Raw genomic sequence first — 14,735 nt, forward strand, 5'->3', positions numbered from 1 at the left:
AAGATTACTTGGTGATTTCGGGGGCGTTGCTGATGGCGCGACACATGATTCGGATTTCGGCGACCAGCAACAGCGTGAAGAGGACGGCGAAGAGAATGAAGGTTGTCACCACGTCGGCGGTGGCGAGTCCCGAGACGGCGGCATTGACCGGCAGCAGGTCTTGGATTGCCCAAGGCTGACGTCCCACTTCTGCCACCACCCAGCCGGCTTGTCCGGCGAGATAGGCGGCGGGCACGGTGAGCACACCGAGCCAGAGCATCGGGCGGGACTCTTCAATGCGACCGCGACGCTGCAACCAAACGAGGGTGAGGAAGACGAGAATCATGAAGCCGCCGCCGCCAACCATGATGCGGAAAGACCAATAGACCAAGGGGACATTGGGCACGAGTTGTTCTGCGCTTTCAAGGTAGCCGTAGCCGAAATATTCCATGTCCTGACTGAGTTCCTCGCGTGCCTTGGCTGCTTCACCGGGGTCGGTGTTTCGAACTTCGCGGAAGCGGGAGAATGCGGCGATGGCGTTGCGTCCGCGTTCCATTTTCTCGGCAGCGGAGGGATGTACTGTGCCGTCGGGTGTGGTGTAGCCGTTGAGGATGTCGTGGATGCCAGGGACGAAGCCGTTGATGTCGTGTGTGGCAAGGATGGAGAGCATGTTGGGCATCTCCACGCCCGGCACGATGCTGAAGGGAGCACCTGCTCCGCCCTGTTCGAGTCCTTCGGCGGCAGCGAGTTTCATGGGTTGTTGTTTGGCAATTTGCACGCCGCTCTGGTCGCCTGTTCCCATGACGACGAGGGAAGCCAGCACGCCGACCACGGCAGCCACTTTGATGCCTGCCACAGCAAGGTCACGGTTGCGGCGGCGCAGCAGGAACCAGCAGCTGACGCCCACGACGAAGGCAGCGCCGGTGACCCAGCCGCAGGAAATCGTGTGGAGGAATTTCATCACTGCCGACGGCGAGAGTGCCACGGCGGCGAAATCCACCATTTCGTTGCGCACGGTCTCAGGGTTGAACTCCATGCCCACGGGGTCTTGCATCCAAGCGTTGGCAACGAGAATCCACCAGGCAGAGAGCGTGGCTCCCAGTCCCGTGAGCCAGGTGGCGGCGAGGTGGAAGCCGGGGCGCACCTTTTTCCAGCCAAAGAACATGACGGCAATGAAGGTGGACTCCATGAAGAATGCCACGATGCCTTCAATTGCCAGCGGGGCACCGAAGATGTCGCCCACGAACCAGGAGTAGTTGCTCCAGTTCGTGCCGAACTCAAATTCCAGGATGAGACCTGTGGCGACACCGACGGCGAAGTTGATGCCGAAGAGTTTCATCCAAAACTGTGTGCATTGTTTCCAGAACTCATCTTTCTTGATGAAATAGATGGTTTCCATGATGCCCATGATGAGGGCGAGTCCCAAGGTGAGCGGGACGAAGAGCCAGTGATAGCAGGCGGTCAGTGCGAACTGCGCTCGTGACCAGTCTATCACACCGGATTCAATCAGTTGCAACATATCAAAAACGTGTTTTTATGTGATTAGATGTAAGGTATGTTCAGAAACGTCCAAGGAGGCACGGCTTCAGGTCGTTCACCGTTCGTCGCTCTGTGGCAGCGTGAGGTTGTTGCCGACTGTCTCGCTTTTGGCGTCGTTGTCAAGTCCTTGCAGCGTGGGGCGGAAGAAGAAAAGGCGCAGCACTACGAAGATGAGGAACAACTTGACGAGGATGAGAATCCACAGCGTGCGTCCCCAAGTCATCTCGCGGAAGCCGGTGACATAAAATGCCCACACGTCGCGAAGGATGTGACCGATTCGCTTCATGTGGGCAAATATAGGAATTTTTAAGAATGTATTACCTATTATATATAAGGTATTCTCTTAGTCCGCAATCAAATTGAACTCTGCGCCGGATGCGAAGTCCTCACCGTTTTGTTCGTTGAGGGCGCGCAGACGGATGTAGCGAGCCTTGACGGGTTTGTCGAACATCACCTTCTTGAGTTCGGCGTTCTTCGGGAACGTGCCTTTGCAGATGGGTTCGCCCCAGTTCTTGCCGTCCTGGCTGACATAGATTTCATAGTCCTTGATCCAACCGTTCTGACCGGAGGTACGGGGTTGCATGCTGAAACCCTTCATGAGTTTCGTCTCGCCTGCGTCGAAGTCCACCCAGTGCGGATATTTGGCGAGCGTGATGCTGTACATCGTGTGCCAGATTGTGGAGGGGTCGCCATCGGTGAGGTGAGCCGCATTGCCTCCGCCGGGTTCTTCAGAAGAAGCGAAGACCACTTCGAGGGGCACGCTCTCCACACGCGGATAGGTCATTTCAACGCTGAGTTCGGGCACTTCCTTGTACCATGCCTTCACCGTGCCGCCGGCGCGGAGGTTGATGGGTTCGGTGTAGGGTTTTCCCTTCTTCGCTCCGTTGAGTGCATACATGATGGTGCGGTTCTTGGCAGGAGTGGAGAGGGTGATTTTGCCGACGCGGCTGCGCTCCATGCTGATGGGTTGTTCGCCGGAAGCGGAAACCTTGGTGGTTTCGAGAATCTGTGAAGCCATGGCGCGTCCGATGTTGAGCGGGCGAATGATGAAGCCGAAGTTGTGGTTGTTCGCCATGGTTCGGTCATCAGCGAGCGGACCGCCTTGTCCGCAGCTGGCGCCACCAAGACCAGTCACTTTGACGTCAAGGTGGAGGTGCGTGCCGGAGGAAGCGGGCAACTGATAGGGGTGCGGTGCCACGGTCAGTTCCTGCTGACTGTAGGGCAGGGCAGAGGCAGACATGAGACCGTCAGCGACGAAGGCAACGCCCTGTCCGCGTTCGTTGGTGAGCGCACACCAGCGGACTTCTTCGCGGTTGCCCTGTGCCTGCGGTTTGGGCAGCATGATGCCCTGCTCAGCCACGGTGCTCTCGTGAAGTTCGATGAACTGACCTGTCTTGCGGTCATTGTAGTTGTTGATGGGACCGCGACCGTAGTAGTAGTACTTGCTGAAGGCGGAGGGCAGTTTCATGGCGTAGCCCAGGCGTGGCAGCAGGACGTTGGCACGGTTGGAAGAAATCGCGCTTTGGAGTTCGATGCTTCCGTCGGGATAGACGGTATAGACTTGGTTCGTTGTGAACTTCAGGTCATCCTCGCCTAAGGCGTGGCGTCCCTGGTCGAAGCGGTAAGCCTTTTCGGGGGTGCGGTCGCGGTCGCCATAGACCTGGCTGCAACCTTCTGCGCCCTGGCTCTCGACGGTGAAGGAGATTTGGAGACGTCCGTCAGCCTGGCGCACAGCCTTGGCAGAAAGAGCCTTGTGCTGCAGGTTGTAGAGACCATAGCGGAACCAGTCTCCGTGGTAGCCTGCTCCGGCGTCGTTGTCGGTCGGTGCACGGAAGGCATCGAGTTTCGGTCCGTTGCCTTCTTCGATGATGGTCTGGCTGCCGTAGGTCAGTGCGGAGAGGGAGCCGGTGGCTTTGTCAAATTTGGCGGTGAAGTCCTTGCCGCTCACTTTGAAGGCTGCGCCATCCTCTTCCACCACGATGGGTTGTGTGCTCACGGCGACAGAGGCGACGGCGGGAGCTTGCTTGAGAGCGGCGCGAACCGGCAACTGTTCTTCCATCTGCACATACCCCTTCTTTGCCCACGGCATGTCGCGGCTCAAGAGGAACTGCACTTTGACGAAGTATTCGGATTCGGGGTCGAGAGAAGCATAGTCATAGGGCAGTTTGAAGTTCATGCGCTCACGAGCCTGCACGGCTTTGCGGACACCCTGCAGCGGCTGGTTCTTCAACACGCAGACACCGTCTTTCCAGAGTGACCAGACAATGTCGTAGTCTGCGAGCGATTCAAAGTAGTTCTTGTTGAAAATCTCAATCTGTCCCTGCTTCATATCGACCGCCTTGACGCCGACGTTCTGATAGACTTTCTTCACTTCATAGTATTGTGCCTTGGGCGCGAGGTCGGGCTGCATGATGCCGTTCATGCAGAACATGCCGTCGTTGGGTTTGTTGTCCATGCCGAAGTCGCCGCCGTAGCCGAAGAAGCGGTGACCGTTGTCGTAGCCATACATCGCCTGGTCTACCCAGTCCCAGATGGCGCCGCCGATGAAGAAGTTTGTGCTTTCGATGGCGTCCCAATAGTCCACGAGGTTGCCGACGGCGTTACCCATGGAGTGAGCATATTCAGAGATGTGGTAGGGATACTTGATTTGGTAGTTACCCTTCACGGCACCCTGCACCCAGGGGATGGAAGGATATTGGTTGGAGCCCATGTCCACGATGTCGTTGTTGCGTTCGTACTGCACGGGGCGGGAGGTGTCGTAGGCTTTGATGGCGTTGTAGGCTTCAACGAAGTTTTTGCCCGGTCCTGCCTCGTTGCCGAGACTCCAGATGGCGACGGAGGGGTGGTTCACGTTGGCGCGCACCATTTCCATGTTGCGGGCGATGTGAGCGTTCTTGAACTCCGGAACGTGGGAGAGACTCTCCTTGCCGTAGTAGTACTCGTGACTCTCGATGTTGGCTTCATCTTCGAGATAGATGCCATAGATGTCGCAGAGATAGTACCAGTAGGGGTCGTCGGGATAGTGGCAGTTGCGGACGTGGTTGATGTTGCCCTGCTTCATGAGGAAGACTTCCTTCTCCATCTGAGCGCGGGAAACGGTGTGACCGGTTTCGGGGTTATTCTCGTGGCGGTTCACACCCTTCATTTTGATGGGTTGTCCGTTGAGGTAGTAGTAGCGTCCTGCGAGTCCGAACTCGTCTTTCTCGGCGGGTGTGTCTTTGATTTCAATTTTGCGGAAGCCGACGTTGGTGGAGAAGGTTTCGACCACCTTGCCTTTGGCGTCCTTCAGTTCGCCGACCAGGGTGTAGCATTGCGGTTTCTCTGCGCTCCAAGGCTTCACGGCGGTGCCGGCGTCGAGGGTGGCAGAAACGATGATGCTCTGTCCCTTGCCGCCCACTGCACTGACGGGAACTTCGGTGGTCACGTCGAGGGGCGTGTTGTCCTGAGCGAAGAGTGTGTTGGCGTAGAGTTTATAAGCCAGTTTATATCCCTTCACGTCCTTCTTGCCCAAGTTGCGCACCTCGGCTTCGATTTTGAGGGAGGCGCGGGTGAAGGTTTCATCGTAGTCGGGAATTGCCTTGAAGTCGCGCACCTGCACCATCGGTTTGGCGGTGAGGGAGACGCTGCGGAAGATGCCGGGGAGGCGGAACATGTCCTGACTTTCGAGGAAGGAGCCGTCGCTGTGGCGATAGACTTCAACAGCCACCACGTTCTCACCCTTCTTGTTCAGATAGGGCGTGATGTCAAACTGTGCCAGGTTGCGGGAGTTTTTCGCGAAGCCGACGTATTTGCCGTTGATGTAGAGATAGAAGAAGGAATCGACACCGTCGAAGTTGATGCAGATTTGTTTGCCGTCCCATTCGGCGGGCACGGTGAACGTGCGGCGATAGGAGCCGACCTCGTTGCGGTCCGTGAAAGTGAGCCAATCCTGCGGCGGAGTGCGCATCACGCCCCCTTTCCAATCGCCCTCGCGAACTTGGTGTTGGAAGATGACGCGCTGGTTGGAGTAGAGCGGTTTACCATACTTGAAGGAGCCGTCTTTTCCTGCTCCCGCCATGTTCCAACTCATGGGCACGGTGATGTTGTCCCAGGCGGAGGCGTCAAAGTCAGTGCGGTAGAAGTCTTTCGGGCGTTGGTCGGGGTTGGAAGCCCAGTGGAACTTCCATTGTCCGTTGAGCGAGCGCCAAAGGCTGCTGTGTTCGGGCAGCACTTTTCGAGCCTCCTCGGTGTTAGCGAAGGAGAAGAACCAAGCGTGCGGCTGCTGTTTGTTGTAGGCGACAGAGTCGGGGCTTTGCCATTCCCAACCCGAAGGAGCAGCCATGTCGCCGTAGAAGAAGCCGCCGAGCTGACTGACCTGTGCCCAAGCGGGGGCAAAGAGCATTCCCGCAAGCAACGTCGTGATTGTTTTTCGCATAGTAGGATTTGAGATTTGATTTAGGTTTTATGATTGTGTTTTTCTCGCAGTCTTCGGGATGGTGTCTGCACAGCGAAGAATGGGCTGTCATCCCGTGAGATTATGGGGTGTTCTAAAAATTAGGTTGAAAACGTAAGCACTTTCTTTTGAACGTTCCTTATTCCGTAATTTATAGAACACCCCTTAAGTGCGAACAAAGATAGAGTTAAAAAAGTGAAGCGGAAAGAGAAAAACCGTTTTTTTGCCTTCTGCACAGAAATGAAAGAGCGGAGAAAAGGATTTCAAGAAAAAATGTGGCTGTCCGCTGAACGTTCTGTAGGTCTTCTATGTGGTTCCTAAGGTAGTGACGGAGCGGTGCTGAAGGGGGCAGAAAGACAACTGTGAAAAGGGCGTTTCAACCCTGCACTATACGTAAATAAAAGGCGAACAAAAAACTATACAAACTATACACAAAACCCTACATTTAACCCTACATCTCGCTGATTATCTGTTTGTTGCATTGTGTAGGGTTTGTGCTGCAAACCCTACACAAATCCTACACAAATCCTACACAAACCATACATTGAACCTTGCATGAAACCCTACACAGAACTAAGTCAAAACCCTACACAAAACGACGCGCAAACCCTACATTGCAACGGTACGCAGTTTTACTTAGGAGCGCACCTAAGTAAAATTAGAGGAAGGCAAAGAAAAATTTGAGGAAGGCAAAGAAAAATTTGAGGAAGGGCAAGAAAAATTTGAGGAAGGCAAATTAAAATTTGAGGAAGGGAAATTAAAATTTGAGGAAGGCAAATTTTAACCGGGTGCGCACCTAAGTAAAACTTGGAGCGCACCTAAGAAAAACTAGGAGCGCACCTAAGTAAAACTAGGAGCGCACCTAAGTAAAACTGGGAGCGCACCTAAGTAAAACTAAGAGCGCACCTAAGAAAAACCGGGAGCGCTCCTAAGTAAAACTGCGTGCCGAGTAGGCAAAACTTTTCTCAGCGACACAGGCTCGAAGGGCAAAAATGTAGGATGAAAACCGCGTTTTTGCATATTTCCGCCCAACCCTACATTTATATTTTTTGCTTCACCACAACCCTACACACTCCGCCGCGCAACCCTACACAATGAAGGGTTTTGTGTAGAATTTACAGACCAAACCCTACACACCTAACTCCTATGATTATCAAGCATTAAACCCGAACTGTGTAGGGTTTGAAGGAAATGCATGTACCCTTGAAAAACGTATAGGTTTGAAAGGTGAATACGCGCGCCTCGCGCGAGAAGCCTATTTCACATTTTTTTCTGCGTTCGCTTTTGAGGGCATCATGGCACAAGTTTTGCTGTAAGCCCCCCCACACAATGAGGGCGGTGTGCCAAAATCTATGTTTTGGCACACCGCCTCGGTTTGTCATTCCGTTGCTTTCAGTGAAAGGACGGGCAATTCGTTTTTCGAGTGTTGAGTCTTATTTCACAATCACCTTCTTGCCGTTGATGATGTTGAAGCCTTTGACAGCTTTGCTCTGGCGCACACCGTCAATGGTGTAGATGACAGCGGGAGCGTTTCCTTCGGAAGTGATGACGTTGCCAACGGAAGTCACAGGTGTACCGTTGAAGCTGTAGTCTTTCACATTCTTCAGACCTGCCACGCCGCAGTATTTCACCATCTGACCGAGGAGCCAAACTTCTTTGCCCTGGTTGCTGGGGTTATCTTTGAGGTTGAGGGCAGTACGAACGGCACCTGTCGGGAGTTGCACGGCGAGGTAGTCATGACCATCGCCCACAGCAAGGTTGGTGGCGACAATCTCTGTGAGGTCTTCAATCTTGGAATAAGCGCCGGTGGAAGTGTTGGAGATGATACCCATGATGGTGGCTTTCACCCAAACGTAATCATCTTTGGTGATTCCGTCGTTGAGGCAGATGGCATCCACAGTGAGATAGGGGTTGCCAATTTCGCCGGTGCCTTCGCTGCGAACGTAGAGGGTGGCAGTGGCAACGTCTTCGAGATAGGTGGCAGTGCGAGCCACGGAAGCGGTCAGCGTGGTGATGCCGGGGCCAACCACGGTGATGTTACCGGTAGCGTCGATGGTGGCAGCGTCGGTGTTGGAAGATTCGTAGGTGATGGCGGCGTCGCTCTTGCTCTTGGCTTTGTTCATGACAAAAGTCGTCTGACCTTCTCTGTAAACAACCTCTTCACTCTTTGCCATCCAAGAGAGCTCGGGGTCTTTGAGGGTGGACTTGATGGTGATGTCGTCTTCGCTGAGCGGATAGATGACAGGAGCGCCGTTGCGATAAGCCACGATGCCGACCACGTCACAGGGCCATTCGGTGTTGAAGACGTAGGAGGTAACCGTGCCGAAGCTGTCGTAGAGATTCATGACGACATCGTCTCCGCTCACTTCGTCTTCCTGAGCCATGGAAACGGCACTGGAGGTGAGAGCCGCTGCACCGAAGCGCACGTCGGTGAGTTTGACGAGGAGGCTCTGGTCAGCGTAGGTGGCTGTGCCGCTGATGAGTTCAGCGATGGTCTTAGCCACGGGAACCACTTCGTTGTCGGAAGAGGAAACGGTGACGGTTTCGTAGGAAGAGATGGCTTGGAGTTCGTAAGTGCCGTAGTAGTTCTTGAGTTCACCGGTCAGGCTTCCGGAAATCTTGTCGCCCTTCTTGCAGTTGGGCACGCCGGTGCCGTAGAAGAGGAATGCCTCAGTGCCGTCGTTGACATAAACAGAGTAGTTCGTGCCTTTCTGCGCCACAGCAGTGACGAGGAGGTTGGTGAAGTTGAACTTCGCAGCAGTAGCGGATGCACTGACAGCAGCCTTCAGCTCAGTGAGGGAGTTGTATTCGGGAACGACCACGACGGGTTCGCCGATAGAGCCCTTGCCGGTGATGTTCACATTCTTCACTTCCCAGGTGCAGGCAGCAGCGTCAGTGGAAGTATAGACGAAAGCGAACTGCAGTTTCTTTCCTGCGAACTTGGCGATATCAACTGTGGCATCTGTCCACTTCCAGTTGCCGCCATCGGAAGCGGGATAAGCAGAAACGGTGGCTTCTTCCCAGGTTGCAGTTTCTCCGGCACGCACATACACCTTGCAGTCGGTGCTCCAGCGGGTGGCGTCACCGTAGCCCATGCAGTGTGAGAAACTGAGTTGGAGGTCGGAGGCGGAAGCGCAGTTGAGTTCGGGAGAGATGAGCCAACTTTCAGCGGCATAGTTAGCGCTCTTGTAGGCAGAAGCCTTGGCGTAACCACGAGTGTCGTAAGACCAAACGTAAGTCAGTGCAGAGGGAAGCACCTTGTCGTCAGCAGTGAAAGCGCCGAGTGAAGTGGCAAAGCTTTCGCTCCAAAGGGTGGTGGCTTCAGTGCCGCCTTCGCCAGTGCCGCCTTCGCCAGTACCACCTTCGCCAGTACCACCTTCGCCAGTACCACCTTCGCCGCCTTCAGTACCGCCTTCGCCGCCTTCAGTGCCGCCTTCGCCGTAAGTCACGGTGACGGTCTTGATTTTGTTCGTGCCGGTCATGGTGAAGACAACCTGATTGGCTGAACCCGTCCAAACGGTGCCGGTAAGCGTACCTACTTTCACGGTAGCAAGAACCGTACTGCTGCCGAAGTCGATCTTCGTGATGGGAGAGGGGGCAGTGATGGTGATGGTGCCACCGTTTTTATAAACACGGAGGTCGTAAGCGTAAGTAGTTTCCGTTTCGGTCTTCACCTCAGCGGTCCATACACGAGCACCATTTGTGCCTTTGGTGGCAACAAAAGCAACGTCGCCATCGGTAAACACTTTGCCGGTCACATCAACACCAGTGGTGCTTTTGACAGCGTCGGGTGTCACCGAGGGTGTCAATCCCGTGGGATTCGTGAAATCAAAGGTGGCGGTCTGAGCGAAGCCAGCCACGATGCTCATCACGAAAGCCCACATCAAGAGTAATGTTTTTTTCATAATGAATAAGTAATTAAAAAGTTAATATGGTTAGGTTCTTGTTTTCTACGGGGCAAAGTTAGGGATTAAAACAACACGGCACAAAGAAAACAACGTGAAGATTTCATGAACCGAGGAGAAGGACAGAAAGACTTGTTTCCTAACTGCCGCAAATGTGCAAGGAAAGGGCGCGGCTCATGGTGTGCTCTCTGCTTCTTTGTTCGGAGAGATTCGGTGCACCGAGAACCTCCGCGTTCGGCATGCGCTCGGAACTTCCCGTTCGGCAAGCATCCAAGAATCAGCCGGTAAGGCTGTCGCGGAGGATGAGGCGGCTTTCCGGTCCCATGTTGAACAGAAGATCCGCGATGCTGAGGTTGGGGAGGAAGCCGGTGCGGTCGGCGAAGACTTGATAGTAGGGCGCCGGATGGAAGGCGGCGTCTGCGGTGGAGGGTGCTTTGGGAGAGATGACTGTGCGGAGGTCAAGGTCGCCGGGACAGGCGGTCTGATAGTTCGTGCTTTCTTGAACGTGGCAGTCCAATTCGAGGAGTTCAACCACCAACTCGTGGAAAGCGCGGTTCAGGTCAGTCAGCAGGCGGAAGTCCGTGTCAAGCACGCGTTTGAAATCGTCGGCGTAGTACTCAAAAAAAGGACTGCGCTCATACGCCGAGACGAGTGCGTTCCAATGCAGGTGTCGCCAGTTCCCGTGGGAAGAGACCTCAACTTCGCAGATGCTGCCGCGCCCGTCTTTGTTTCGCACCACGGGGACGGTGAGCGCGAGCACCCCCTGCGGCGTGGCGATGCAGCAGCGATTGCGGTAGGTCTGCTTCACATAGTGCTCGTGGATGTCCACCACGGCTTCGCGGGCTGCATAGAGTCGAGCGTAGAAGTGAATGGGAGCAAGATAGGCGGTGCTGAGGATAATCATAGTTCTAAGACCATCTTGCCCACGAGGGCGGAGTGAGGGATGAGGGTGAAAGTCTGCGGTTGCGTTTCCAAAAGGTAATAGTCTTCGTTGAAACGCAGACTGTCCAAAGGTTGTCCATCCAGGAAGATGCGTCCTCTGAGGCTGACCTTGGCGTGGCTGTGTTCGAAACGGCGTTTCAAGACGGTGAGCATGCGAGCGTTCAGCGGGGTGACAGCAACCGCACGACCGGCGGCGGGCACCACAAACAGTGAATCGGAGGAGCCGGGCTTTGCGGAGGACAAGTGGCGGCGCGTCAAATCCACGCTGATGCTGTCGCCGGGCAGTGCGCGGCAGATGCCGAGGCAGACGCGGTCGGAACCGAGGAGGCGATATGCCACCTTGTCGCCAACGGCGGAGCGGCGGTAGCCCCAGCGGTGGGGTCCGAAACATTCTTCAAAGGGAAGTCTCAGTCCGTATGCCGTCAGGTTGACAAAGACGAGTTGCGTTTTCCCGCTCTCCCTTGCCGTTTCCGTCGGACGATAGACGCCCAGCAGCAGTGTGCGCACACTCAGCAGAAGGAGTGCGGCACACAGCAGGGGAAGGAGAATGCGAAGAAAACGTTTCATGGGAACGGTTTGGGTTTGGCTGCCGCGTGGGAGGACGCCATCTGCGGCGGCAGGGGAACTCAGTTTCCTGCGTTTTTGAAGAAGCGGTTCCAGCGGACGTGACCGTTGAACCATCCGTAGTCCGGGTCAAGCGAAATCCAGATGAAGAGCGGTTTTCCCACCACGTGGTCTTCAGGCACGAAACCCCAGAAACGAGAGTCGAGGGAGTTGTCGCGGTTGTCGCCCATCATCCAGTAGTAGTCCATTTTGAACGTATAGGTGTCTGTCTGTTTCCCGTTGATGAATATCTTTCCGTTTTTCACTTCGAGTTGGTTTCCTTCATAGACTCGGATGGGGCGTTCGTAGATGGGGAGGTTCTCGGTGGTGAGTTTCAGTGAGGCACCTTTCTTGGGAATCCAGACGGGACCGTAGTTGGCGGTGGTCCAGTTTTTCTTCATGTTGAGCGGATAGAGCCATTCGTCGGCGGGTTGTGCCGGCTTTATCTTCTCCACGAGGTCGGGGCGAGCCTGCATGGCTTTCTTCACAGCCTGCGTCAGTGGCATCACCACCACGTTTCCGCTGCGCACGGTGTAGAGGTCTTCGTCCGTGACGCCCCATTCCTTCTTCAGGTCTTCGGGAAGGTCGGTCTTGAAGGTCACTTCGTAGGCATACTGCACGTCTTCGGCGTCGCGGTTGAGGAAGGTCTTGCCGTTGGCATCGGTCAGATATATCTTGTTTTGACGGATTTGGAGCGTCTGTCCCGGCAGTCCGACGCATCGTTTCACGTAGTTCTCTCTGCGGTCTGCGGGGCGTGCCTTGATGTCGCCGAACTCCTCGGCGTTTTGCTTCATGTAGGCTGTGCCTGCGGCATAGATTTTGGAATAGAGGCTCTGCTGAGCGGCAAAGTCCATGTCGTCCGTGATGGCTCTTGAGGCGGGAATGGTGGGTTCTATGGGCGTCTCGCCGGGTGTGCCGAGGATTTGGTCTCCCATTTGATATGCCAGACGATAGTAATCCTGGTTCTGTTGGTTCAGTGCCACGGTGTCTCCGGCGGGGTAGTTGAAGACGACGATGTCATTGAGTTGCACCTTGCCGAGTCCTTTCACGCGTCGATAGTCCCACTGCACGGCGGTCGTGTAACTTTGGCAGTTGAGCAGGGGAACGGTGTGTTGCGTCATGGGGACGTAGAGCGGTGTTTGCGGGATGCGCGGACCGTATGCCACCTTTGACACCAGCAGATAGTCTCCCGTCAGCAGGGTCTTCTCCAGCGAGGAGGAGGGGATGACGAAGTTCTGGAAGAAGAACTGGTTGAGGAAGTAGATGGCGACAAGCGCAAAGACGATGGCATCGACCCATCCCATGATGAAGCGAACGGCGGGCGACACTTCCGGCTCGCGCCACCAGCCCCACTTGATTTTGTGGGAGACGAAACAGTCAAAGATGAAAGGAACGACGAGAAGTCCCCACCAAGATTCCACCCAGTAGAGGAAGAGGAGATAAAGAACGGTGCAAACGATGAACTTTGTCCATCCGAGTGCTTTTGCGTTTGTTTTCTTTTTGGACATATTTTCTTTTGATGACTTAGGTTCTTTGAGAGCCGCCGGTGTGTTGAACGGGAACATGCTGCGTTGGGCAGTTGCGCCGCTGCCGTCAGAATTGGAAGAGGTCGTCTGTGGTCAGCAAGCCGGAATGAGTGGCGGTGAACTCCGCCGCGAGCACGGCACCGAGAGCGAATCCCTTTCGGTTGTGGGCGGAGTGAGTGATTTGAATCATGTCGGCTTCGGAATCGTAGGTCAGCGTGTGGATGCCCGGCACCTCTCCTTCGCGGACGGCATCGATGCGGAGTTTGTCCGCGGGGCAGTCTTTGCTTCCGCTCACCGTTCCGTCGGGATTTCTCACCTCTCCCTTTGCCCAGCCGCTTTTGCGGTCAAGAGAGGCGCAGACCTGCTCGGCGAGTGTGATGGCTGTTCCGCTCGGCGCGTCCAATTTGTGGACGTGATGTGTTTCCACTTCGCAGACGTCGTAGTCGGGATAGGCGTTCATTATTCGCGCCAGATATTTGTTCACGGCAGAGAAGATGGCGACGCCGAGTGAGAAGTTGGACGCCCAGAAAAGCGTGTGACCCTCTTCGCGGCAGGCGCGGCGCACGTCGGCTTCGTGGTCGGCGAGCCAGCCGGTGCTACCACTGACAACCTTGACGCCCTGCTCCCAGGCGCGGAGGTAGTTGCCGTAGGCAGCAGTAGGGGAGGTGAACTCAATCGCCACTTCCGCGCTGCGGAAGGCATCGGAGTCGAAATCTTCTTTATTGTCCACGTCAATGATGCAGACAATTTCGTGTCCACGGTGGAGGGCGATTTCTTCAATCATGCGCCCCATTTTCCCGTAGCCAATCAGTGCAATTTTCATAAGGGGGTCTATAAATTAGTTTGAGTGGATTCTTTCTTAGAGGAGAAACTTATATAAATAAGGTGTCCGCTGCGAGGGGACGAGTCTTCAGAATGTGCGGCAAAATTACCTTTTTCGTTTGTCTTTCACAAATTTGACTGCCGAGAACCGCGTTTGCCGGGGCTTTTTCCAAAATATTGCACATAAAACGCCGAAATTCTTGTCAGTAAATGAAAAACGCCTTATCTTTGCACCGCTTTTCGTCAGCAAGACTCCTCTTTGAGGCGTTGCGAGACCGGAAGCAAAGGCCCAGATGGCGGAATCGGTAGACGCGCTGGTCTCAAACACCAGTGGGGCAACCCGTGCCGGTTCGACCCCGGCTCTGGGTACGACACAAGTCCTTGTAGGTTCAATCCTTACAAGGACTTTTTTGATTATGGGTTGCCAAAGGGTTGCCAAAAGTGAGAGTGTCTGTGGGCGGTGTGTCATAATAGCCAATCTGCTTCGTTGCTATCGGATTCGGGCTTGGTCATGTACTTCAGTACACTCCCTGTGCCCTCATCCTCAGCGCCTTGCATCTTAGTCATTCTGACGCACCTTCAAGGGTGAAGCCAAAATGTGCATTTTGTCACACCCTCAAGAGTGTAAATAGGTGTCAAATGATGTGACCCGAAACATTGCCTTGTGGCTTTGCTTCGGGTCACTTTCTGTTTCGCCGTGGCGATGTGTCAGTCTTTTGTTCTGTTCCGCCGTGGCGGCGTGTCAGTCTTTTGTCCTGTTTCGCCGTGGCGGTGTGTCAGTCTTGTTTTCTGTGGGACTCATTCCTTCCAAAACGGGTGGAAGTCGTTGTCGCGTGAGTCGGAGAGGAAGCCGCCTTCGTCGGAGATGTTGTTCTCGTCGTCCTGCTTGACTTCCAGTTCTCCGGGACTTGTGGCGAGCAGGTTTTCAACCGCCAGTTCCATGGAAAGCGCAGTAGGGGTGGTATATTGTTTCTTTTTCATTTCGTC

Annotated in this window: 9 protein-coding genes and 1 tRNA gene; 1 reads left to right on the forward strand and 9 read right to left on the reverse strand. The window is 54.8% G+C overall.

What is annotated here, in order from left to right; all coding sequences use genetic code 11:
- Positions 1–4: 4 nt before the first annotated feature.
- The 8 genes from I6E40_RS03355 to dapB all read right to left on the reverse strand — a co-directional run bounded on the left by I6E40_RS03355 (position 5) and on the right by dapB (position 13,749).
- Positions 5–1,498 (reverse strand): cytochrome ubiquinol oxidase subunit I, encoded by a 1,494-nt coding sequence (locus I6E40_RS03355; protein ID WP_235385496.1) that lies wholly within the window; start codon positions 1,496–1,498, stop codon positions 5–7.
- A 75-nt stretch (positions 1,499–1,573) separates the two neighbouring features.
- Positions 1,574–1,804, reverse strand: a complete 231-nt coding sequence (locus tag I6E40_RS03360; protein WP_235385497.1) for a DUF4492 domain-containing protein — start codon at positions 1,802–1,804, stop codon at positions 1,574–1,576.
- A 57-nt stretch (positions 1,805–1,861) separates the two neighbouring features.
- Positions 1,862–5,932: a glycoside hydrolase family 2 TIM barrel-domain containing protein gene (locus I6E40_RS03365; RefSeq protein WP_410897027.1), complete on the reverse strand. Its 4,071-nt coding sequence runs from the start codon at positions 5,930–5,932 to the stop codon at positions 1,862–1,864.
- A 1,451-nt stretch (positions 5,933–7,383) separates the two neighbouring features.
- Entirely contained in the window at positions 7,384–9,855 is a 2,472-nt protein-coding gene (locus I6E40_RS03370) for a DUF6359 domain-containing protein (protein WP_235385498.1), read from the reverse strand.
- A 277-nt stretch (positions 9,856–10,132) separates the two neighbouring features.
- A complete protein-coding gene (locus I6E40_RS03375; protein ID WP_235385499.1) occupies positions 10,133–10,759 on the reverse strand; it encodes a WbqC family protein in 627 nt (208 codons plus the stop codon).
- Complete coding sequence (locus I6E40_RS03380) at positions 10,756–11,364, reverse strand: hypothetical protein (protein ID WP_235385500.1); 609 nt, start codon at positions 11,362–11,364, stop codon at positions 10,756–10,758. Before I6E40_RS03380 ends, I6E40_RS03375 begins: the two co-directional genes overlap by 4 nt.
- 59 nt (positions 11,365–11,423) lie before the next feature.
- Positions 11,424–12,908 carry a S26 family signal peptidase gene (locus tag I6E40_RS03385; RefSeq protein WP_235385501.1) on the reverse strand — a complete coding sequence of 495 codons (1,485 nt, stop codon included), beginning with the start codon at positions 12,906–12,908 and terminating at the stop codon, positions 11,424–11,426.
- A gap of 85 nt (positions 12,909–12,993) precedes the next feature.
- Positions 12,994–13,749 carry a 4-hydroxy-tetrahydrodipicolinate reductase gene (gene dapB / locus I6E40_RS03390; RefSeq protein ID WP_235385502.1) on the reverse strand — a complete coding sequence of 252 codons (756 nt, stop codon included), beginning with the start codon at positions 13,747–13,749 and terminating at the stop codon, positions 12,994–12,996.
- 286 nt (positions 13,750–14,035) lie between these two features.
- Between dapB and I6E40_RS03395 the strand changes: the two genes are divergently transcribed.
- Positions 14,036–14,117: transfer RNA gene (locus I6E40_RS03395), tRNA-Leu, on the forward strand.
- Positions 14,118–14,546: 429 nt separating this feature from the next.
- Here the strand turns inward: I6E40_RS03395 and I6E40_RS03400 are convergent.
- Positions 14,547–14,729 (reverse strand): hypothetical protein, encoded by a 183-nt coding sequence (locus I6E40_RS03400; protein ID WP_235385503.1) that lies wholly within the window; start codon positions 14,727–14,729, stop codon positions 14,547–14,549.
- Between the last annotated feature and the right edge of the window lie 6 nt (positions 14,730–14,735).

It is taken from the genome of Prevotellamassilia timonensis (assembly GCF_021531665.1).
GTDB lineage: Bacteria > Bacteroidota > Bacteroidia > Bacteroidales > Bacteroidaceae > Alloprevotella.